Origin of the sequence: Archangium primigenium, assembly GCF_016904885.1 — a bacterium.
GTDB lineage: Bacteria > Myxococcota > Myxococcia > Myxococcales > Myxococcaceae > Cystobacter > Cystobacter primigenius.
In genome coordinates this window covers 5,636,419-5,655,935 of the sequence record NZ_JADWYI010000001.1, presented here as the reverse complement: position 1 = coordinate 5,655,935, position 19,517 = coordinate 5,636,419, and the positions used below count along the sequence as shown (strand labels likewise).

The 19,517-nt window shown below is 72.6% G+C and carries 17 protein-coding genes; 10 read left to right on the top strand and 7 right to left on the bottom strand.

The features are described 5' to 3' along the window. Positions 1–74: 74 nt before the first annotated feature. Entirely contained in the window at positions 75–1,298 is a 1,224-nt protein-coding gene (locus I3V78_RS23150) for a vWA domain-containing protein (protein WP_204490627.1), read from the top strand. On the opposite strand, the gene I3V78_RS23145 is transcribed toward I3V78_RS23150, so the two are convergent. From I3V78_RS23145 to I3V78_RS23130, 4 genes are all read right to left on the bottom strand, one after another. After that, a complete protein-coding gene (locus I3V78_RS23145) occupies positions 1,295–2,161 on the bottom strand; it encodes a DUF1206 domain-containing protein (RefSeq protein ID WP_204490626.1) in 867 nt (288 codons plus the stop codon). The two genes, I3V78_RS23150 and I3V78_RS23145, sit on opposite strands and share 4 nt — an antisense overlap. A 131-nt stretch (positions 2,162–2,292) precedes the next feature. Further along, positions 2,293–2,925 (bottom strand): DsbA family oxidoreductase, encoded by a 633-nt coding sequence (locus I3V78_RS23140; RefSeq protein WP_204490625.1) that lies wholly within the window; start codon positions 2,923–2,925, stop codon positions 2,293–2,295. A 76-nt stretch (positions 2,926–3,001) separates the two neighbouring features. Next, complete coding sequence (locus I3V78_RS23135) at positions 3,002–3,604, bottom strand: hypothetical protein (RefSeq protein WP_338023717.1); 603 nt, start codon at positions 3,602–3,604, stop codon at positions 3,002–3,004. A 202-nt stretch (positions 3,605–3,806) separates the two neighbouring features. Beyond that, entirely contained in the window at positions 3,807–4,568 is a 762-nt protein-coding gene (locus tag I3V78_RS23130; RefSeq protein WP_204490624.1) for a hypothetical protein, read from the bottom strand. A 207-nt stretch (positions 4,569–4,775) separates the two neighbouring features. Between I3V78_RS23130 and I3V78_RS23125 the strand changes: the two genes are divergently transcribed. The 5 genes from I3V78_RS23125 (at position 4,776) to I3V78_RS40215 (ending at position 11,368) form a co-directional block, all read left to right on the top strand. After that, positions 4,776–6,434 (top strand): carotenoid oxygenase family protein, encoded by a 1,659-nt coding sequence (locus I3V78_RS23125; RefSeq protein ID WP_204490623.1) that lies wholly within the window; start codon positions 4,776–4,778, stop codon positions 6,432–6,434. Between the two features lie 94 nt (positions 6,435–6,528). After that, complete coding sequence (locus tag I3V78_RS23120; protein WP_204490622.1) at positions 6,529–7,338, top strand: SDR family NAD(P)-dependent oxidoreductase; 810 nt, start codon at positions 6,529–6,531, stop codon at positions 7,336–7,338. A gap of 62 nt (positions 7,339–7,400) precedes the next feature. Beyond that, positions 7,401–8,051: an SMI1/KNR4 family protein gene (locus I3V78_RS23115; RefSeq protein ID WP_204490621.1), complete on the top strand. Its 651-nt coding sequence runs from the start codon at positions 7,401–7,403 to the stop codon at positions 8,049–8,051. A gap of 106 nt (positions 8,052–8,157) precedes the next feature. Next, positions 8,158–10,095, top strand: a complete 1,938-nt coding sequence (locus I3V78_RS23110) for a hypothetical protein (protein WP_204490620.1) — start codon at positions 8,158–8,160, stop codon at positions 10,093–10,095. Positions 10,096–10,168: 73 nt separating this feature from the next. Beyond that, positions 10,169–11,368 (top strand): trigger factor, encoded by a 1,200-nt coding sequence (locus tag I3V78_RS40215; protein ID WP_204490619.1) that lies wholly within the window; start codon positions 10,169–10,171, stop codon positions 11,366–11,368. Here the strand turns inward: I3V78_RS40215 and I3V78_RS23100 are convergent. After that, positions 11,365–13,356: a TIM44-like domain-containing protein gene (locus tag I3V78_RS23100; protein ID WP_204490618.1), complete on the bottom strand. Its 1,992-nt coding sequence runs from the start codon at positions 13,354–13,356 to the stop codon at positions 11,365–11,367. The genes I3V78_RS40215 and I3V78_RS23100 overlap by 4 nt on opposite strands. Positions 13,357–13,523: 167 nt before the next feature. Between I3V78_RS23100 and I3V78_RS23095 the strand changes: the two genes are divergently transcribed. Next, on the top strand, positions 13,524–14,300 hold the full coding sequence (locus I3V78_RS23095; RefSeq protein WP_204490617.1) for an enoyl-CoA hydratase-related protein: 777 nt from the start codon (positions 13,524–13,526) through the stop codon (positions 14,298–14,300). A 3-nt stretch (positions 14,301–14,303) separates the two neighbouring features. Here I3V78_RS23095 and I3V78_RS40210 read toward each other — a convergent pair whose 3' ends face one another. After that, on the bottom strand, positions 14,304–14,906 hold the full coding sequence (locus tag I3V78_RS40210; protein WP_204490616.1) for a TetR family transcriptional regulator: 603 nt from the start codon (positions 14,904–14,906) through the stop codon (positions 14,304–14,306). A gap of 95 nt (positions 14,907–15,001) precedes the next feature. On the opposite strand from I3V78_RS40210, the gene I3V78_RS23085 reads away from it, so the two are divergent. Further along, positions 15,002–16,825 carry a flavin-containing monooxygenase gene (locus tag I3V78_RS23085; RefSeq protein ID WP_204490615.1) on the top strand — a complete coding sequence of 608 codons (1,824 nt, stop codon included), beginning with the start codon at positions 15,002–15,004 and terminating at the stop codon, positions 16,823–16,825. A 1-nt stretch (position 16,826) separates the two neighbouring features. On the opposite strand, the gene I3V78_RS23080 is transcribed toward I3V78_RS23085, so the two are convergent. After that, positions 16,827–17,864: an NAD-dependent epimerase/dehydratase family protein gene (locus tag I3V78_RS23080; protein ID WP_204490614.1), complete on the bottom strand. Its 1,038-nt coding sequence runs from the start codon at positions 17,862–17,864 to the stop codon at positions 16,827–16,829. Positions 17,865–17,939: 75 nt separating this feature from the next. Between I3V78_RS23080 and I3V78_RS23075 the strand changes: the two genes are divergently transcribed. Both I3V78_RS23075 and I3V78_RS23070 read left to right on the top strand, forming a co-directional pair. After that, positions 17,940–18,833 carry a LysR family transcriptional regulator gene (locus tag I3V78_RS23075; protein ID WP_204490613.1) on the top strand — a complete coding sequence of 298 codons (894 nt, stop codon included), beginning with the start codon at positions 17,940–17,942 and terminating at the stop codon, positions 18,831–18,833. Between the two features lie 84 nt (positions 18,834–18,917). After that, a complete protein-coding gene (locus I3V78_RS23070; protein ID WP_204490612.1) occupies positions 18,918–19,496 on the top strand; it encodes a hypothetical protein in 579 nt (192 codons plus the stop codon). The last annotated feature ends 21 nt before the right edge of the window (positions 19,497–19,517 follow it).

The window sequence follows — 19,517 nt, the reverse complement described above, 5'->3', positions numbered from 1 at the left end:
CGCGGCCCGTCCGTTACAGCCCTCACTCCCGCTGACGGCCCTGACGGCTGGCGGCTCGACCCGGACCTCCCACCATGACCTTGAAGCCCTTCTCGCGCCCCCTCGCCGGGGCCGCGCTCGCCCTCTCCACGCTCGCCCTTCCTCTGGCCTTCGCGGAGACGCCCAAGCCCGCCCCGGTGGCCGAGCCCATGAAGAAGCCCGTGCTCCCCAAGGCGCCGCAACAGCCCGCGCAGGACTCGCGGCCGCGCATCGACCTGGTCTTCGTGCTGGACACCACGGGCTCCATGGGCGGGCTGCTCGACGGCGCCAAGCAGAAGATCTTCTCCATCGCCTCGCGCATCGCCCAGGGCAAGCCCACCCCCCGGGTGCGCGTGGGCCTGGTGGCCTACCGGGACGAGGGAGACACCTACGTCACCCGGCGCTTCGAGCTCACCGAGGATCTGGACAGCGTGTTCACCGAGCTGCGCAAGCTCGAGGCGGACGGCGGCGGCGACACGCCCGAGCACGTGGGGCGGGGGCTCGGCGAGGCCGTGTCCAAGCTGTCCTGGGACGAGCGCCGCGAGACCATGAAGCTGCTCTTCCTGGTGGGCGATGCGCCTCCCGCCGCGCGCCAGGACGGCTGGGACTTCAAGACGTGGGTGAAGAAGGCGGCGGACAAGCACATCGTGGTGAACACGGTGCGCTGCGGCGACGACGGCGAGACGGAGACGGCGTGGAAGTACGCCGCGAAGACGACGGACGGGCGCTACGAGTCGCTGGCGCAGTCCGGCGGCATGGTGGCGGTGGCGACGCCCTATGACGCCGAGCTGGCCAAGGTGAACGCGGAGCTGGCCGGCAAGGTGCTCTACGCCGGGCGGCGCGAGGTGCGGGCGATGAACGCGGCCCGCGCCGAACAGATGGCGACCCTGGCCCCCGAGGCCGCGGCCGAGCGCATCCAGTTCCTCAAGAAGACGCGCGGCGCGAGCGAGGGCGGGGGCGCGGCGGCCCCGGCGGCGGTGAGCAGCGCACCCGCGGCGGTGGGCGGCGCGGTGGACCTGACGGCGCGGCCCGACGCGCTCGCGGGCGTCAAGGACGACGAGCTGCCGCCCGAGCTGCGCGCCCTGGACGCCCCGGCCCGCCAGCAGAAGGTCCAGCAGCTCGCCGAGGAGCGCAAGGCGCTGGAGGCCCGCGCGGCCACGCTCGCCGAGCAGCGCGACAGCTGGCGCGCCAAGAACGTGGCGGACAAGGACGACGCCTTCGACGCCAGCGTCATGAGCGGCGTGAAGGCCAAGGCCGCGGCCTTTGGTCTCAAGTACTAGGCGTCGACGAAGCGGCGGTAGCGGGACACCACGGCCATGTACACCGCGTAGGCCACGAGTCCCGCCGCCGCGATCGCCAGCAGCACCGTGCCATGGGGCTGCTCGGCGAGCGCCGCCAGCGCGCCATCCAGGCCCCGCGCCTCGCGCGGGTTGGAGCGCAGCGCCGCCAGCAGGAAGAAGACGCCCATCAGCACGAACACGGCGCCCCGGGCCATGATGCCGCCCTTGCACACGTGCATCACCCACGCGGCGTGCCGGGCGTCCAGCTCGCCCAGCCGCAGCTTGTCGCGGAACTTCTCCGTCCACGCCTTGCGCACCTGCCACACCCCCACGCCCGCGATGACCAGGCCCACCACCGCCACGAGCGCCTGACCGAAGGGCTCCGACAGCAGGCGCGCCGTCCACGACTGGGCGCTCTGGTCTCCGTGCTTGCCCACGCCGCCCGCGCCCACCGCGAGCTTGAGCGCCGCCAGCGCGAGCGAGGCATGGATGCCCGCGCTCACCAGGTAGCCCACGCGGACGGCGATCCCCTTGGGCCCCGTGCCCTTGTCATCCGGGTCCATCCACGCCTGCACCACGCGCCAGAGCACGTAGCCCATCAGCCCCACCGCGAGCACCGCGAGCAGCACCGAGCCCCAGGTCTCCCGCGCCAGCGAGGCCAGTGCCCCGCGCGTGTCCGTCATCTCTCCGCCCTGACCGAAGGCGACCTGGAGCGCCAGGACACCCACCACGGCGTACACCACGCCCTTGGCCAGGTAACCCAGGCGGGCGAGCTTCTCCACCCAGGGGTGGCGCAAGGCCCGCTCCCCGAGTTGATCGCCTTGCTCCTTGAGTCGCGCTGCCTTGTGGCCGAGCCCGTTCATCCGTGCGCCCCCCTCGTGGCCGGACGTGCGCGGGCATCGTCCGGTGGTGGGAGCCAAGGTAGCCACCGTCCGCCCAGGCCTCCGCGCGGGCCCGAGTGGCCGCATGCCCTCCGAGGCGCGGCGATTTCGCCTTATTCCTGGAGCGCTTGCCGCAGGGCCTCGCGGAAGACGTTCTCCGGCTGGGCCCCGGACAGGGCGAGGCGATCATTGAAGATGAAGAAGGGCACGCCCTGGATGCCTTGCTGACGGGCCTCGTCGGCGTCGGCGCGGGTGGTGGCCAGCTCCTCGGTGTCCTGGAGGATCCGGAGCGTCTCCTCGTCGGTGAAGCCGTGCGCGCGCGCGAGGCGCTGGAGCACGTCCGGCGAGGAGATGTCGAGCGCGTCGTGGAAGTGCGCCTCGAAGAGCGCGCGGGCCAGGGCCTCCTGGGTGCCCTTGGCGTGGGCGTGGCGCAGGAGCGTGTGGGCGCGCACGGTGGGGTAGCTCATGGTCTGCCGGGACAGGTCGAGCGCGAGGCCGCTCTCGCGCGCGGCGGCCTCGACCCGGGCGAACATGGCCTGGGGATCCGCGCCGTACTTGGCCCGCAGCTCCTCGCGCAGGTGGGTGCCGCCCTCGGGAGCATCCGGCCGCAGCATGAACGCGTGGTAGCGCACCTGGGCCGTCTCCCGCAGGCCCTGGGACACGAGGACCTTGTTCAGCCGCTCGGTGCCGATGAGGCACCACGGGCACACGACGTCGGAGAAAATGTCGATCTTCACGGGCTTCATTCACGCGCTCCCGGGTTCACCGCGCCCATGCTCATAAGACCCGGAGGCGTCCTGGCGCAACCCGATGCGCGCGGGGTCAACGCCGTCCCAGGGCCCTGTCCCAGGCGTAGAGCTGTCCGTTCACCGCGTAGCGGTCGGCGCTGGAGAGCGAGGCGAAGTCTCCAGGCGAGAGCGCGGCGAGCCCCTCGCGCAGGAAGACGGGATCGGTGAGTCGCTCGCGGTTCTGGAGGTCCGTGTTCATCCGGACCAAGGAGGGCGCCACCCGGAGGATGGCTTCCAAGCAGTCCTCACGGGTCGCTCGGGCCATGTGCTCCACGGTCCGCGCCAGGTGCTCGCGCACCGAGGCCGATTCGCGAGGGCACCACGCCTCCAGGGTGAGGCCGTAGATGTACGCGATGAGTGCATCGAGGGTGTGGTGGGTGTCGGGAACCCTGTACGCGTAGCGGGGCCCCTGGAGCACGTCCCAGAAGCGCAGCAGCGCGGCGAGACGCGTGGCCATGTGCTCCGCGTCTCGTTGCGGGGGAGGGGAGATGGCATGGTAGAGCGCGCCCCACGGTGTTCCCAGGCAGAAGGTCTCGAAGGATTCCTCGACACGCTGCCGCTGATTGTCCGGAACGCCTTCCGCCAGTTCCATGAAGACGTCGACGAACATGTGGAGCCGCCAACTCGGACGGTCCATGAATTCGAACTCGGCCGCCGAATGCATCACCAAGGGCTCTTCAGATGGCACCTGGACCATCGCCGGGGAAGGGTGAAACCCCCGGTCTCGAGATACGCCCTCGCCCATTGTTGGCCCTGCGTTCTCACCTGACGCCGGATGGCACCAATGGAGCCGTGGAGCATCGCGGGGAACGCGAGGACAGGAGCGGGAGGCACCGTCGTCAGGGCTCCACGGCACGGGGCTCGGCGGGCGGCTTCGCCTTGGGCATGTAGCACTTGCCCTGGTGCTCGGCCTGGTCCTCGTCGCAGGGCGGCTTCTGGGCGACCTCCACCCAGCATCCGCCGTTGATCTCCACGACCACCTTCCTGCGCACACAAGGCGGCACGGCCTGATGGCGGAAGGGCTTGTCCGGCATGGGATAGCCGAGCGTTGCCAGCGGGTCCGCGTTCCCCAGGTACATCAACCTGTGCTCATCCCGGAGCGCCTCTCCGCCCGCCCTGTGTTCCCAGACCTGAGACATGTGCGGCCGCGCCAACAGGGTTCCTCCCGCCAGCAGGGCGAGTGCCAGGGGCAGGCGCCCCCGGAGTCGCCTCGATGAGGAAGGTCCGCCATCGCGTCCCGAGCCCAGGTGGGCGCCGAGCCGGGCATTGCCCTCCACGCGGGTGAGCGCGGCGGACGTCAGCACCAGCACGTTCGCCAACTCCTTCGTGGGCACGCCCGGAGGCGCTTCATCCACCTGGAGGGTGATGGGCGCGGCCGAGGTGTCTCCGGGTGGCGGCTGGCAGGCGATCCGCACCGCCCACCGCCCCGAGGGCCTCCAGTCCATCTGCTCCGTGAGGTAGAGCCGCAGGGCCGGCCGGCCCGTCCGCGCGTGCCAGGCCTCATGGAGACGTCCGAGGTCGGGTCCCACCTCGTCGTAGCTCCGACCCAACTCGAACGGCCCCACGCCCTCGTCCTGTCCGCCGCGCTTCTCGTCCGCCACGTGTGTTCCCTCCCGAGTCACCATCCAATCAACCGGACGGGATGTTTAAAGTCAAGTAGGGAAGGGTGCCTTTTCGAGTCACGTCCGCGTCATCGACTCCGTTGCCCTCGGAGCCTGAACTCCGCTGGACGGGCGGGAGCCGGGCGGGCGGCGCCCCGGAGGGAACGGAGGCGGGGGTGAAGAAGTTGATCGCCCCAGGAGGTGTCCATGTCCGTATCCGGTGGGATGATGCGCGCGCCCGGCCTGCCGCCGGGCACCCTGCGGCTCGAGGTGCGCGAGGGGCGCTGGCCCGAGGGGCTCCCGGGGCACACGTTCGTCATCGGGCCCACGCCCCTGCCGGGTCAGCCCTTCTTCTTCGGGCCCGGGGCCCTGCACCGCCTGGACCTGGCGCCCGTCGAGGGCCGCCTGCACTGGCACACGGGTCGGGTGATGACCGAGGGCCTCCAGGTCCTCTCCCAACTGCCGCGCGAGCTCTTCCAGGATCCCCGCTTCCTGCCGATGTTCGGGCCCGTGCCCAACGCCGCCAACACCGCCCTGGTGCCGATTCAGGACGGGCGGCTGCTGGCCACCTTCGACGCGGGTCGGCCCGTGGAGGTGGATCCCCGCGCGCTCGCGTACGTCACCCCCGTGGGCGCCCTCAGCGAGTGGAAGATCACCGCCCCGGGCGTGGTCCAGCCGCTCGTCATGTCGCCGGCGCACCCCTTCTTCGATCCCTTCGAGTCGCGCCTGTACACCACCAACACCACGAGCCAGCCGCTGCACGGCACCTCGCTGTCGCGCAAGGCGCTGGACACCTGGGTGTGCCGCTGGGACGGGGAGGGCGCCCTCCAGCGCTGGCACGTGAACGGCGCGCCGTTCTCCCAGTACATCCACGAGGTGCTCGCCACGCGCTCGTTCCTCGTGTGGACCGACTCGGCCGTCTACCCGCAGGAGCCCGGCGAGCGCTGGGGCCTGCCGCGCGCGCTGCCGCAGAACCCGTACACGGACATCGCCATCGTGCGCAAACGCGACCTCGTGGACGGGGCGCGCGAGGTCGAGGCGCGGGTCATCCGCGTGCCCCTGGAGGGGGCCCACATCTTCGCGGATTACGACGACGATGGCGAGCGGCTCACGCTCTGGCTCGCGCACGCCAACGCCATCGAGCTGCCCACCGTGGTGGCCCCCGGTGACGTGCAGTACCTCACCGGCGAGCCCGTGGATCCCGCCCTGTATGGCCTGCCCACCCAGGCGGACCTCAACCCCTTCGGCCGCTACGTGCTCCACGTGGACTCGGGCGAGGTGGAGTCGCACACGCGCGTGCTCAGCCCCGAGCTGTGGGGCCTGGGCCTGTTCGCGCGCGACCAGCGGCCCCAGGCGCTCGGCCGTCACCACACGGCCTGGGTCGCCTACTCGGGCTTCGAGCCCGGCGCGCTCACCCGGCGCATGATGGCGCTCTATGGCAACCACCCGCACCGCGTGGTGCCCCCGGCGCAGCTGCCCCGCGAGCGCAAGTCCTCGGCGCTCGTGCGCGTGGAGCTCGGGCGCATGGAGGTGACGGACGGGTACGCGCTGGGCGGGGGTCGGGTGGCCTCCTCGCCCACGTGGATTCCCGGCGACGGGGAGGGGTGGTTGCAGGCGCTCGTGTGGAGCGAGCAGGACACCGAGGTGTGGCTGTTCCGCGCGGACCGGCTCTCGGCGGGCCCGGTGGCGCGCCTGGGGGCGGAGGGCTTCCGGCTGCCCTACACCCTGCACACGGCGTGGCTGCCCGAGGCGCGCGCGCGCACGAGCGGCTACCGGGTGGACTTCGCCGAGGACATCGGCCCGGACTACCAGCGGCTGGCCGCGCCCGTGCGCGAGGCGGTGGAGCGGATTCTCGACCGCGGGTAGCAGTCCCCGGGCCGCGCCAGCACCCGGAGTGCGCTCCGGGAAGCGCCGCGTCACTCCCTTGACGGCCCCTTGGCGCCGGGAAAGGGTGCGCCCCATGAGACGCGCATACGCGGTGGTGACGGGGGCCTCCAGTGGGATTGGCCGGGAGCTGGCGAAGGTGCTCGCGCGCGAGGGTTATGCGCTGGTGTTGGTGGCCCGGCGCACCGAGGCGCTGCGCGAGCTGGCGGACGCGCTGCTGCAAGCGCACGGCACGCCCTCGGTGGTGGTGGGGGTGGACCTGGTGACGCCCGAGGGCGTGGACGAGCTGGTGCGCGAGGTGCGCACCCGCGGGCTGGACGTCGAGGTGCTGGTGAACAGCGCGGGCAGTGGCCTGGCGGGGGCCTTCACCTCGCTGTCCGTGGAGCCGCAACTGGCGATGATCGATCTCAACGTCCGGGTGCTCACCGCGCTCACCCATGCCTTCCTGCCCGCGCTGGTGACGCGGCGGCGCGGGTACGTGCTGCACCTGGCGTCGATGGCCGCCTTCCAGCCCGGGCCGCTCATGGCCGTCTACTACGCCACCAAGGCGTACGTGTTGTCCTTCTCCCATGCCCTCCACGAGGAGATGCGGGGCACGGGCGTGCACGTGACGGCGCTGTGCCCGGGCTACACGGAGACGGAGTTCGCCGCCCGGGCGGCCGAGGACAGCCGGCCCCGGCTCTTCCAGGGCTCGTTCGGCCGGAGCGAGCCGCGCGTGGTGGCCGAGGTGGGGTGGCGGGCCGTGCGCCGCAACCAGGCCCAGGTGGTGCCCGGCCTGCGGGGCGTGCTCGGCACGTGGTTCATGCGGCTGCTGCCCCGGCCGCTCCAGGTGCGCATGGCGCGCTACATCAATACGAGCACGGGCCCCGGGGTGTCCCGGGCGTGAGCGGGAGGGGGGAGGGGGGGGATGGCAACCCGGACGCGCTCGGGCAAGAATCCCGCCTCCCTATGGAAGACTCCCGCGCCCTCGTTCGACACATCCGCACCCGGCTCGGCGTGGCGCGGGACGTGTGGCGCGCGAGCGACGCGCGCGGCGGCGCGGCACGGGGCCACTTCTTCGGCGCGCGCAAGCACCGCTTCGAGCTGTCGCCCCCGGTGTCCGAGGAGGCCGTGCACCAGTGGGAGGCGGCGTTCCAGGTGGAGCTGCCCGGGGCCTACCGCACGTTCCTGACCCAACTGGGCGTGCAGGGCGCGGGGCCCTTCTATGGGCTGGACAGCCCCTGGGGCCTGTCGCGCAAGAGCGCCGAGGCCCGCGCCGACTACGGGCGGTGGATGCGGGCGCCCTGTCCGGTGCTCGAGCAGCTGCCCCCCGGAGACGCCGAGGACACGCGCTGGCTGGAGCTCATGGGCGGGCCGGACTGGGAGGCGCGCTTCGATCAGGATGTCTGGTCCCCCTCCCAGGGCACGCTGCCGCTCGTCCAGGTGGGCTGTGGCGAGGAGATCGTCCTCATCCTCAATGGCCCCCTGCGCGGGCGGCTGTGCCAGCTGTGCGAGGTGTGGCAGACCCCCCGGGTGCACGCCGCGCCGGACTTCCTCACCTGGTACGCGGACTGGCTCGAGGACGTGATCCTCGGCGCGGACCTGTCCGTCCGCGCCTGACGCGACGCGCCAAGACCCGGATCCTCCCCACTTCTCGCTTCCCAAGGAAACTTCGGGAGGGGGGAGGCGATAATGGAACTTCCTCTCAACTTCCAAGGTGGAAGCCATGTCCCTGCTCGGAATCGGTCGCAACCTCACCCGCCGTCTGTTCCGTCCGCCGCCTCCGCCCCCGCCGCCGCCCCGGCCCGCCGCGCGCGCCAACCCCATCGCCGCGCGCGCCGCCAGCACCTTCACCCCGAAGGCCGCCGCGCCGCGCCCGCTGGCCAACCTGGGCCGCACCGCCGCGGCCGTGGGCCGCACCGCCGCGCGCGTGGCCAGCACCACCGCCAAGGCCGTGGCCCGTCCGGCGCCCCGCGCGGCGGCGGCCTCCGCGGGCGGCGTGCTCGGTGGCATCGCCAACCGCGTGGCCAACGTGGCGCGGCAGCAGGCGAGCCGGATCGCCCCGGCCGCTCGCGCCGTGACGCAGGCCGCCGCGCCGGTGGCGAGGGCCGCCGCCCAGGTCGCCACCCAGCGCGTGCAGCAGACCGCCTCCAAGGTGGCCACGCGCGCCCTCGACAACCCCGTCACCCAGACGCTCTCGCGCGCGGGGGGCCTCGCCCAGCGCGCGCTCGAGCGCGCCAAGCCCGTCCAGGAGCTCAAGCAGAGCGTCCAGAAGGTGTCCACCCAGGCGCGGACGGCCGTGCGCGACGTGCGCGACGCCGTGCGCAACCGGGACCTCGGCCAGGGCCTGACGGCGGCTCGCTCCGTGGCGGACACCGTGCGCGCGGGCGGCGAGGTCGTCGCCAAGGCCGCTGGCGTCCGGGACGCGGCGCGCACCCTGCGCAACGACTTCCAGAGCACCTTCCCCCGCGCCGCCCAGCGCCTCGGTCAGACGTACCAGCGCGCCGCGGGCGTGGCCAACCAGGTGGCCCAGCGCACCGGACTGACCCGCGTGGCGGACACCGCCCAGCGACTTGCCACGCGCGTCACCCAGAACCCCGCCGCACAAGCGTTCCGGCGCACCGCGGGATTTGCCGCCCGGAGCCTGGGCAACGCCGAGAAGGTGCTCGGCCTGGGCGAGAAGGTGCGCGACGTGGCCACCAACGCCGGCACCGCGATGCGCGATGTCCGCGAGGCCATCCGCAACCCCAGCCTGGAGTCGGTGGGCAGCGCGCTCAACTCCGGCTACAACGCCGCGCGCTCCGTCGGGGACGTGGTCACCGCGGGCCGCGAGGCGCGCGACGCCGTGCGCGCCATCGGCCAGGACTTCTCCAAGACGTTCCCCCGGGCGGCCGCCCGCGTGGGCCAGACGTTCCAGCGCGCCGCCACCACGGCGGGCAACGTGGCCAACCGCCTGGGCCTGGACCGCGTGAAGGACGGCGCGAGCCGCCTGCTCACCCGCGCGGCCCAGACGCCGGTGGCGCGGGGCCTGCAGACCCTCCGGCAGAACACCCGTGGCCTGGGCGGCGCGGTGAACACGCTGGTGGACTTCGGCCGCAACGTGCGCAGCACGGCCAGCACCGTGGGCGGCGCCCTGGGTGACATCGGCAAGGCCGTGCGCGGCTTCAACCCGGCGGACATCTCCAAGGCGATCGACTCCACCAAGAGCGCCGTCCAGGCCGGCCGCGGCGTGTTCGAGGCCATCCCCGGCGTGCGCGGCGCGTTGAACACCGTGGGCAACGTGGCCCAGCGCGTGGCGCCGGCGGTGAGCGCGCGCGTGGCGGGCGCGGCGGGCCGTGCCGCCCAGGCCGTCACCCACTCCGCGCCGGCCCGCATGGCCGCGCGCGCCGCCGAGAGCGTGGGCGAGGCCGCGGCCCGCTCCGGCCTGCGCACGGCCGCCAAGTCCGCGGCCCGCTTCGTGCCGGGCGCCAACGTGGGCATGGCCATCGTGGACTCGGCCACCTTCGTGAAGAACCTGCGCGACCCCAACGCCAGCCTGGGCACGAAGATCACCAGCGGCATCACCGCGCTGGGCTCCATCGCCTCGGCCACCAACATCCCCATCGTCAGCCAGGTGGGCGCCGGCGTCTCCATGGTGTCCGACTTCATCGGCGGCTTCTTCTAGGCTTCAGTCCCATCCGTTTCCCGGGGGGAGGGCCGCTCCCTCCCCCCGGTGTCTTTTTCGTCAAGGAGTCATGGTGTCTGCTCGCAAGACTGTCGGGGGCGCGGGTCCTACCCGCACGAGTACGGGTTCCTTCGAGGGCGATCACCTCCTGCGCAAGCTGGAGTCGGCGCGCAAGGGGCCCGCCGCGGCGGCGCCGCCCGCCGACGTCCAGGATCTGGGTGACGAGGGGACCGACCCCGGGGCCAAGGCCCTGGTGGAGGGCCTCGAGGACGTCGTGGCCCCCTCGCTGGAGAACCTCAAGGTCACCGTGCCCAACGACCTGGGCGTCTCCCAGGGCGAGCTGCTGATGCGCTTTCACGAGCTCGTGCGCGCCCACTCGCCCTCGCGTCCGCGCAAGGCCGGGGAGCCCGTGCGCATGGGGGACCAGGTGGAGCTGGACACGCTCGGCTACGCCCAGGGCCGCCTCATTCCCTTCAGCGCCCGCACGGGCCTGGAGCTGGAGATGGCGCCCTCGGATCTGCTGCCCGGCCTGTGCGAGGGCCTGGAGGGCACGCCCGTGGGCGGCAGCACGCAGGTGGACGTGGTGCTGCCGGACAGCTACCCCGTGGAGGCGCTGCGCGGCACGCCCGCCACCTTCCTCGTGGACGTGGTGTCCGCGCGCGAGGTGAAGGTGCCCAAGGACGCCGAGAGCGATGCCTTCGTGCGCAAGCTGGGCCGCGGCGACACGCTCGAGGCGCTCATGGAGGCGCTCGCCTCGGACATCGCCGACGAGCGCGCGGACGACGCGTGGCTGGAGGCCCAGGAGCGCGTGCTCGACGAAGTCATCCTGCGCACCGAGGTGGCCATCACCCCGGAGCTGGTGGACGAGGAGATCCGCCGCAACTGGAACACCGGCGAGGCCCCCCTGTTGGTGAGCAAGAACTTCGGGCCGGACGAGATGCAGGAGTCGCTCGACGGCTGGATGATGGACCCCAACACCCGTCTGGAGACGGACCGGCGCCTGCGCATCGCGTACGCGCTCCGGGCCATCATCGAGCGCGACGGCGTGACGCTCACCCCCGAGTCGCTCGAGGAGGTGCTGCAGGAGGCCATCATCCCGTTCGGCCTGTCGCTGGAGGAGGCACGGAGCGCGCTGGCGGATCCCGCGCTGGCCGAGACCATCCGCCACTCGGCGCTCCAGGTGGTGGCGGTGCGCCACGTGATGCGCCACGCGGAGGTGGAGTTCGAGGGCGTGCCCGGCCGCTTCTCCGGCTCGGGCAAGCCCCTGCGCTAGCCGCGCCCCGCGAGCAGCTGGTTGAGCTTCGCCTCGAGCCCCAAGTGGGCGGCGGCGAACTCCAGCATGCGCCGCTCCTTGCGGTCGATGCGGCCGTCCACCAGCGCCATCTCCACGAGCCGCGCGAGGAAGACTTCCGCCGCGGGCGTGCCGCGCTGCACGAGCTTGGTGAAGAGGCTCGGGCCGGTGTTGATGGCCATCTGCACCTGACTCCAGGGCACGCTCCAGCGCCGGGCGCAGTCCTCCAGCAGCTTGCGCTCGGCGGCGTCCACCTGGCCGTCCGCGGTGGCGAGCGCGGCCATCATGAACAGCAGGCGCTGGCGCTCCTGGGGATCCGCGATGACGTCGTCTCCCCGGACGTCGTCGCCCCGGATGTCGTCTCCCCGGGCGGCGGCCGGTGGCGCCTCCGCGTGCGCGGCGACGGGCGGCGGGGCCAGGGGCCGCGCTCTGGACGCGGGGCGCTCGGGACGCCGGGCCCCGGCGCGCCAGGACTCCACGGGCTCGGCCGAGACGAGCACCCAGTCGCGCTCGCCCGTGCCCAGCCGCGTGCCGCAGAAGTCACACGTGGTGGCGGCCGAGTCCGTCAAGGGCGCGTTGCACTGGGCGCAGCGATCCGTGGACATGCCGTTGGAGGTGTTGGTGGTGGCGCCGTGCTGGCGCCGCAGCGTGAACACCCAGCGCTGGGGCACGGTGGGCAGGGCGGGGGGCTTCTCGTTCGCGGGGCCCTGGCCGGTGCGCGCGCTCCAGCGCACCTCGACGTGGACCCGGTCGAAGCCGCCGGGCTCCTGATCGAAGCCGCGCACGATCACCCCGCCCACGGCGCACTCGAGGAACACCCGCCGCAACTGGCGCTCGCGCAGCCGGGCCTGCTCCTCGTCCAGTCCGGCGATGAAGTCCGGGGTGGCCACCTTGTGCAGGCCCTGGGTGCTGGCGCGGCTCTGGGCGTCCACCCACTTCCAGAACAGGAGCGAGGTGCGATCCTCGAGGATCTCCAGGTTGAGCGCCGGGTCCGCCTCGCGCGCCTCGTCCAGCCGGTCCACGTGGAGGGCGTGGCGCGTGTACTCCACGCCCTGGGTGATCTCCGAGAGCGTCCAGTCGTAGTTGCCCGAGTTGACGATCGCCTGGCAGTAGCCGCACTGGTTGCTGGCGCCGCCGTCGTAGGGCGCGCCGCAGTGGGGGCACTTGCCCTGGAAGAGATCCGCGCCGATGCGCGTGCCCACGCCGGGCTTGCGCACGAAGGACCAGACCTCGGTGAAGGTCTCCATCCGGGCGCTCCGGGCGGCCTGGAGCGCCTCGGCATCCGAGGCGGTGGCGGGCACGTCCGTGTCGCGCATGCGCGCGCGCACGCGCAGGTGCACCGTGTCGAACCACTCGCTTTGCTCCAGCCCGATGAGCCCCACGTCCAGCACCTGGATGTCGGTGAGGGCGTCGCGCACGCCCTGCGCCTGCATCAGCCGCAGCTGCACGCCGAAGCGCTGGGACGTGGCGTCCGACAGGAAGGGCCGCACCGGGGCCATGTCCCGCTTGAACCAGGCGTCCTGCACCGCCAGGAACAGCCGCCGCGTGCGGTCGAGCAGGGGCTCGAGCTGGAACTGGGGATCCGCGCGCTGGAGCGCCTGGACCCAACCGTCCACGTCCCGCGCGGAGACGACGGTCTGCAGCTCGGCGTCGCGCTGATCCAGGGCGCGCTGGGTGGCGCCCGTGGGGTGCAGGTTCTTGCGGTAGAAGTACCAGGCCACGGCGCCCGCTCCGACGAGGGGCAGCATGATGTGCGGGTAGGAGATGACGAGCCGCACCAGCCAGTACACGAGCTCGATGGGGAGGGCACCGCCGCCGCCCCCTCCGGAGTCCCGGTCCCGACCCGAGCTGTAGTGCTCTCCGCCGCCGCCCCGGGCCTCGGCCACGAGGGGCAGGAGCAGCGGCACGAGCCCCAGGCCTCCGAGCAGCCAGGGGGTCCACGAGACGAGGCGATTGAACGAGGTCCGCATGGTGTCCTCAGGGTAACCCCTGTCGCGGCCCCGGGCCCGCGGGAAGTGCGGTCTTCGATTCTCCCCGGAGTCCAAGTGCTTCCTGCTTGTCAGGTCCCCGGACACACCGCAGGCTGGGCCACGTTCGAGCGACGGCCCGCGAGGGTCGGACCGGGAGGAGCGGGTACATGGCGGAGTTCAAGGTCGACGCACGCGGGCCCATCGAGATCTGGACCATCGACGGCGAGGGACGGCGCAACGCCATCAGCCGGGCGATGCTGGCGGAGTTCCAGGGCATGGTGGCCCGGGTGTCCCAGGGGCACGACACGCGCGTGGTCATCCTCACCGGCGCGGGGGACAAGGCCTTCTGCGCGGGGGCGGACCTCAAGGAGCGCGGCACCATGAGCGAGGCCGAGGTGCGCGCCTTCCTCGAGGGGCTGCGGCACACGCTCCGGGCGCTGGAGAAGAGCGACTGCGTGTTCATCGCGGCGCTCAACGGCGCGGCGCTCGGCGGCGGCACGGAGCTGGCGCTCACGTGTGACCTGCGCGTGGCGGCGCCCGCGGCGGAGCTGGGGCTGACCGAGGTGCGCCTGGGCATCATCCCCGGCGGCGGCGGCACCCAGCGGCTCACGCGGCTGGTGGGGCCGGGCCGGGCCAAGGATCTCATCCTCACGGGCCGCCGGCTCAACGCCGCGGAGGCCTTCAGCCTGGGCATCGTCAACCGGCTGGCGCCCGAGGGGCACCTGCTCGACACGGCCTTCTCCCTGGCGGAGAGCATCGTGGAGAACGCCCCCATCGCCGTGGCCACCGCCAAGCACGCCATCGACGACGGCGTGTCCCTGGCGCTCGACGACGCGCTCGCGCTGGAGCTCAAGCACTACGAGAAGGTGCTCACCACCGAGGACCGGCTGGAGGGGCTCAAGGCCTTCGCCGAGAAGCGCAAGCCCGTCTACCAGGGCCGCTAGGCCTCACTCGGCGCCCCGGATCGGGCGCCCGTCGACGATCGCCTGGGTCTCCGCCTCCAGCCAGCGGCGCGTGGAGGCCAGGCGCTCGTCGGTGAGCGCCCGCACGGGCAACAGCCGCGAGGCCGTGAGGAAGCCCGCCCAGAGGATGTTGAGCCGCGCCGCGCGCTCGTCTCCATCCGGCGGGCCCAGCCACTCGGCCAGCGGCGTGAGCACCTTGTCCTGGAGGAACTGCACGCTCGCCGCGTGCGCCGCCGGATCCGCCGCCGAGAGGATCATCATCGCCAGCGGGCCCGAGGCGCCCTCGTGGTGCACGAGCACCTCCGTCATCTCCTGGCCCAGGCGGGGCCGCAGCGCCTCGGTGAGGATGGGGGTGATGTCGATGACGTGCTCCAGCGTGGCGCGAAACAGCCCCTCCTTGGAGCCGAAGTAGCGCCCCACGAGCGAGGAGTTCACCCCCGCCAGCTCCGCCACCTCGCGCACCCCGGTGTTGGTGTAGCCCCGGGTGGAGAAGAGCGTCCGGGCGGCCTGGAGGATGGCCCCCCGGGTGCGCTCGGCGTCTCGCGGGCGGGAGGCCGTCTTGGGCTCGGGGGCGGGCGGGATGTACACAGTGGTTTACTTACAACGGGGGATGGGTTATGTCCATTCATGTACACGGCCGTGTACATGGACCGCGGCCGTCGAGCCGAAAGGACGCGAAGCACATGACGACGACCACTCCGGGTGAACGTTCCTTCTCTCCGGAAGCACTCAAGGAGAAGTACCGGCTCGAGCGCGAGAAGCGGCTGCGGACGGACGGCAACACCCAGTACCTGGAGCTCAGCGCGCTCTACGCGGACTTCGACAAGGACCCGTACGTGGAGCCGGGCTTCACGCGCCCCGCGCTGAGCGAGGACACCGAGGTGGTGATCGTCGGCGGAGGCTTTGGCGGCATGCTGGCGGCGGCCCAGCTGCGCAAGGCGGGCGTGCACGCCTTCCGCATCGTGGAGAAGGGCGGCGACTTCGGCGGCACCTGGTACTGGAACCGCTACCCGGGCGCCGCGTGTGACGTGGAGTCCTACGTCTACCTGCCGCTCCTGGAGGAGACGGGCTACATGCCCACGGAGAAGTACGCCAAGGCGCCGGAGATCTTCGCCCACTGCCAGCGCATTGGCCGGCACTTCGACCTGTACAAGGCGGCGCTGTTCCAGACCCAGGTGTCGGGCATGCACTGGGACGACACCGCGCGGCGCTGGCGCGTGACGACCCACCGGGGCGACACGCTCGCCGCGCGCTTCGTCATCATCGCCGGTGGCGTGCTGCACAAGGCCAAGCTGCCGGGCATCCCGGGCATCGAGACCTTCCAGGGCCACACCTTCCACACCAGCCGCTGGGACTACAACTACACGGGCGGCGGCCCCACGCGCCCCATGGACAAGCTGGGCGACAAGCGCGTGGGCATCATCGGCACGGGCGCCACGTCGGTGCAGGCCATTCCCCAGCTCGGGGCGGTGGCCCAGCAGCTCTACGTCTTCCAGCGCACGCCCTCGGGCGTGGGCGTGCGGGGCAACCAGCCCACGGACGAGTCCTGGGTGAAGACGCTCCAGCCGGGCTGGCAGCAGCAGCGCATCGACAACTTCAGCGCCATCGTCTCCGGCAAGCGCATGGACGTGGACCTGGTGCGCGACGGCTGGACGTACATCTTCGAGCGCGCCCAGGGCCCCAAGCCCACCTCGGCCGAGGAGGCCATGGAGCGCCGCCAGCTGCACGACTTCGGCAAGATGGAGGAGATCCGCGCGCGGGTGGACCGCATCGTGAAGGATCCCGCCACCGCCGAGGCGCTCAAGCCCTACTACAACCAGCTGTGCAAGCGGCCGTGCTTCCACGACGAGTACCTGGAGACGTTCAACCGGCCCAACGTGAAGCTCGTGGACACCAACGGCAAAGGCGTGGAGCGCATCACCCCCACGGGCGTGGTCGTCGACGGCCAGGAGTACCCGGTGGACTGCCTCATCTACGCCTCGGGCTTCGAGCTGTCGTCGAGCTACAGCCGGCGCCTGGGCTTCGAGATCCACGGCCGCGGGGGCACGACGCTCACCGACAGCTGGGCCACGAATGGCCCGTCCACGCTGCACGGCATGCACTGCCGGGGCTTTCCCAACCTGATGATGTTCAGCACGACCCAGAGCGGCTACGCCATCAACTTCGTGCACATCCTCGCGGAGCAGGCCCGGCACGCCGCCCACATCGTCCAGCACTGCGCCCAGCAGGGTGTCCAGGTCATCGAGCCCTCGGAAAAGGCGCAGGAGCAGTGGTGGCAGGTCATCCTCGCCCAGCTCATGAAGACGCCCATGGCCTTCGGCGGTCCGGACTGCACGCCGGGCTACTACAACAACGAGGGCGTGGCCCCGGGCCCGAACGCCATGCGCTACGCCGGCTTCGCGGGCGGCACGCTGGAGTTCGTCGAGATGCTCGACCTGTGGCGCAAGCAGGGAGACCTGGCGGGCCTGGAGCTCACGCGGGCCGGGAGCGCGCCCACGCCCGCCTGATTCAGGGCGCCAAGAGCCCGAAGCGCGCCAGGCTCTCGGCGGTGGCCACGAGCGCCTCCTCGTTGGAGCGGGGGTTCCAGCCCAACAGGCGGCGCGCCTTGTCGGACGTGGCGTTCTTGACCTTGCCGAGCTCCGGCAGCATCGCGCGCACCTCGGGATTCCACCGGGCGCTCAGGCGCACGAGCCAGTCGGGGAACTGCCGGGTGGGCACCTTCCGGGCCCGGGGGCCCAGGTGCCGCCGGAGCACCAGGGCGACCTCGCGCAGGGACAGGCACTCGCCCGCGACGGCGAGGAAGCGCTCGCCCCGGGCGGCCGGACTCGTCATGGCGCGCAGGTGCAGGTCCGCCACGTCCCGCACGTCGACGATCCCGAAGGAGCTGCGCGGAAAGCCCGGCATGGCTCCCTCGAGCATGCGCTTGAGCAGCAGGACCGAGCTCGCGAAGTCCGCCCCCAGTACCGGGCCGAACACCCCCACCGGGTTGATCACGACCAACTCCAGGGCGCCCCCCTCCCGGGCGATGAAGTCCCAGGCCGCGCGCTCGGCCAGCGTCTTGGACTTCACGTAGGCGGTCGCGCCGGGGCTCTGGGTGTCGGTCCAGTGCGTCTCGTCGAACGGGGTGTCCCGGGGCGGATGCCCATAGCCCACGGCCGCGAACGACGACGTCATCACCACGCGCCGCACCCCGGCGTCCCGCGCGGCGCGCAACACCCGGAGCGCGCCGTCGCGCGCGGGGCGGATCAGCTCGTCCTCGTGCTGGGGCTCGCCCGGGGGAAAGGGCGAGGCCACGTGCAGCACGTACGTGCAGCCGCGCACCGCGTCCGCCCAGCCCGCGTCCGCTTGGAGGTCCGCGGCGACGAACCCGAGGCGCTCGCCCGGCTCGGCGCCCGCCTGTCTCAACTGGGCGCGCACCTCGCCCTCGCGCTTGAGGTCTCGCACGGTGGTGCGCACCGTGTGGCCCGCCGCCAGGAGTTGAAGGAGGCAATGGCCCCCGATGAAACCGGAGCCTCCGGTGACCAGGACCGTCGTGGGGGAGTTCATGCCCGGAAGTGTGCGCGCGGACAGGCCCGGGGAGAACGGATGGAATCGAAAAGGACCTTGAAGTAGAGCTTCAGAATGTCCTTCACGCCCCTGCATGGCCTTCACGCCTTCGCCGTGGTCGCCCGCCATCGCGGCTTCTCGGCGGCGGCCCGGGAGCTGGGGGTGTCTCCCTCGGCGCTGAGCCAGTCCGTGCGGCAGCTCGAGGAGCGGCTCGGTGTGGTGCTGCTGTCCCGGACGACCCGCAGTGTCGCGCCGACGGAGGTGGGCGCGCGACTGCTGGAGCGCAGTGGGGTGCCCTTGGAGCGGGCGCTCGAGGGGCTGCGCACGGTGGTGCACGAGGCGGGCGAGCTGACCGGGACCGTGCGCCTGAGCGTGCCCGAGTTCGTGACGGAGCACGTCCTCGCGCCCCTCGTCGCGCGCTTCCTGGAGGCGCACCCCCGGGTGACGCTGGAGATCGACGTGGACAGCCGGCGGGTGGATCTGGTGCGCGAGGGCTACGACGCGGGCGTGCGGATGGAGAACATCCCCAAGGACATGATCCGCTCGCGGCTGGGCGCGCCGTTCCGGCTGCTGGTGGTGGGCGCGCCGTCGTACCTGGCGCGCCACGGCGAGCCGCTCAAGCCCGAGGACTTGCTGCGCCATCGGTGCCTCGGCATGCGCGCGGCCTCGGGGCAGGCGCACCCGTGGGAGCTGGAGCGGGGCCGGCGCGTCTGGAAGGTGCCCGTGAAGCCCGTGCTGCTCTGCGATGAGCGCAGGGCCCGGTTGGCCATGGTGGAGGCGGGCGTGGGGCTCGGCTACGTCGCCGAGCCCGAGGTCGAGCAGCACCTCGCGCGCGGCACCTTGCGGCCCGTGCTCGAGGCGTATGCCGCGCGCGTGCCGGGCCTCTTCCTCTACTACCCGAGCCGGCGTCAGGCGTCGCCGGCGTTCCGGGCGTTCGTCGAGAGTGTCCAGCGACACCGCCGGCCTTGAGCGGCGCCATGCGCGTCACGCGGAGGGCGTGCCGGTCCACGCCTTGCATCGCGCGGGGGCATGCTCCCGCCTCCCGCGTCTCCGATGCGTCGTCTGCGTCCGTTGTTCCTCGGCCTGCTCCTGTCGGGAGAAGTCCTCGCCGCCGGGGATGCGCCCCGGCTCGCGCGGCTCGAGGCGCCCCGGGAGGAGGAGGCGCGCCCGCCCGTGAACCGGGGCGCGCGCATCCTCGCGGAGGCGGGCGTGGGCGGCCTGGCCGCCGTGAGCGGTGCCCTCGTGCTGGGCCTGGGCAGCGCGGGCCTGTGTGAGGTGTCGGGCTGGGGCGGGGAATGGGACTGCCTGGGCGTGGGGCTGTTGGGCGGCGGCGCGGGCCTGCTCGCGGGCTACGGCCTGGGCGTCTGGGGCACGGGCGAGGCCCTGGGCGGTGACGGCCGCTTGTGGGCCACGCTGCTCGGGATGGGGCTGGGCGTGGGCCTGGGCGTGCCGCTGGTCCAGGACACCCACGGCGCGAGTCCCTTCGTGCTGGGCGCGGTGGGCGGCCTCCTCGGCTACGAGCTGTCCCAGTCCGAGGCACCCGAGGCCGTGGCGCTCACGCGGCCGCGCCTCGTGCCCGTGGTGTCCTTCTCCAAGCAGGGCGGGCTCCTGGGGCTGAGCGGACGCTTCTGAGTCCCCAGGCGTCCCCGGTGG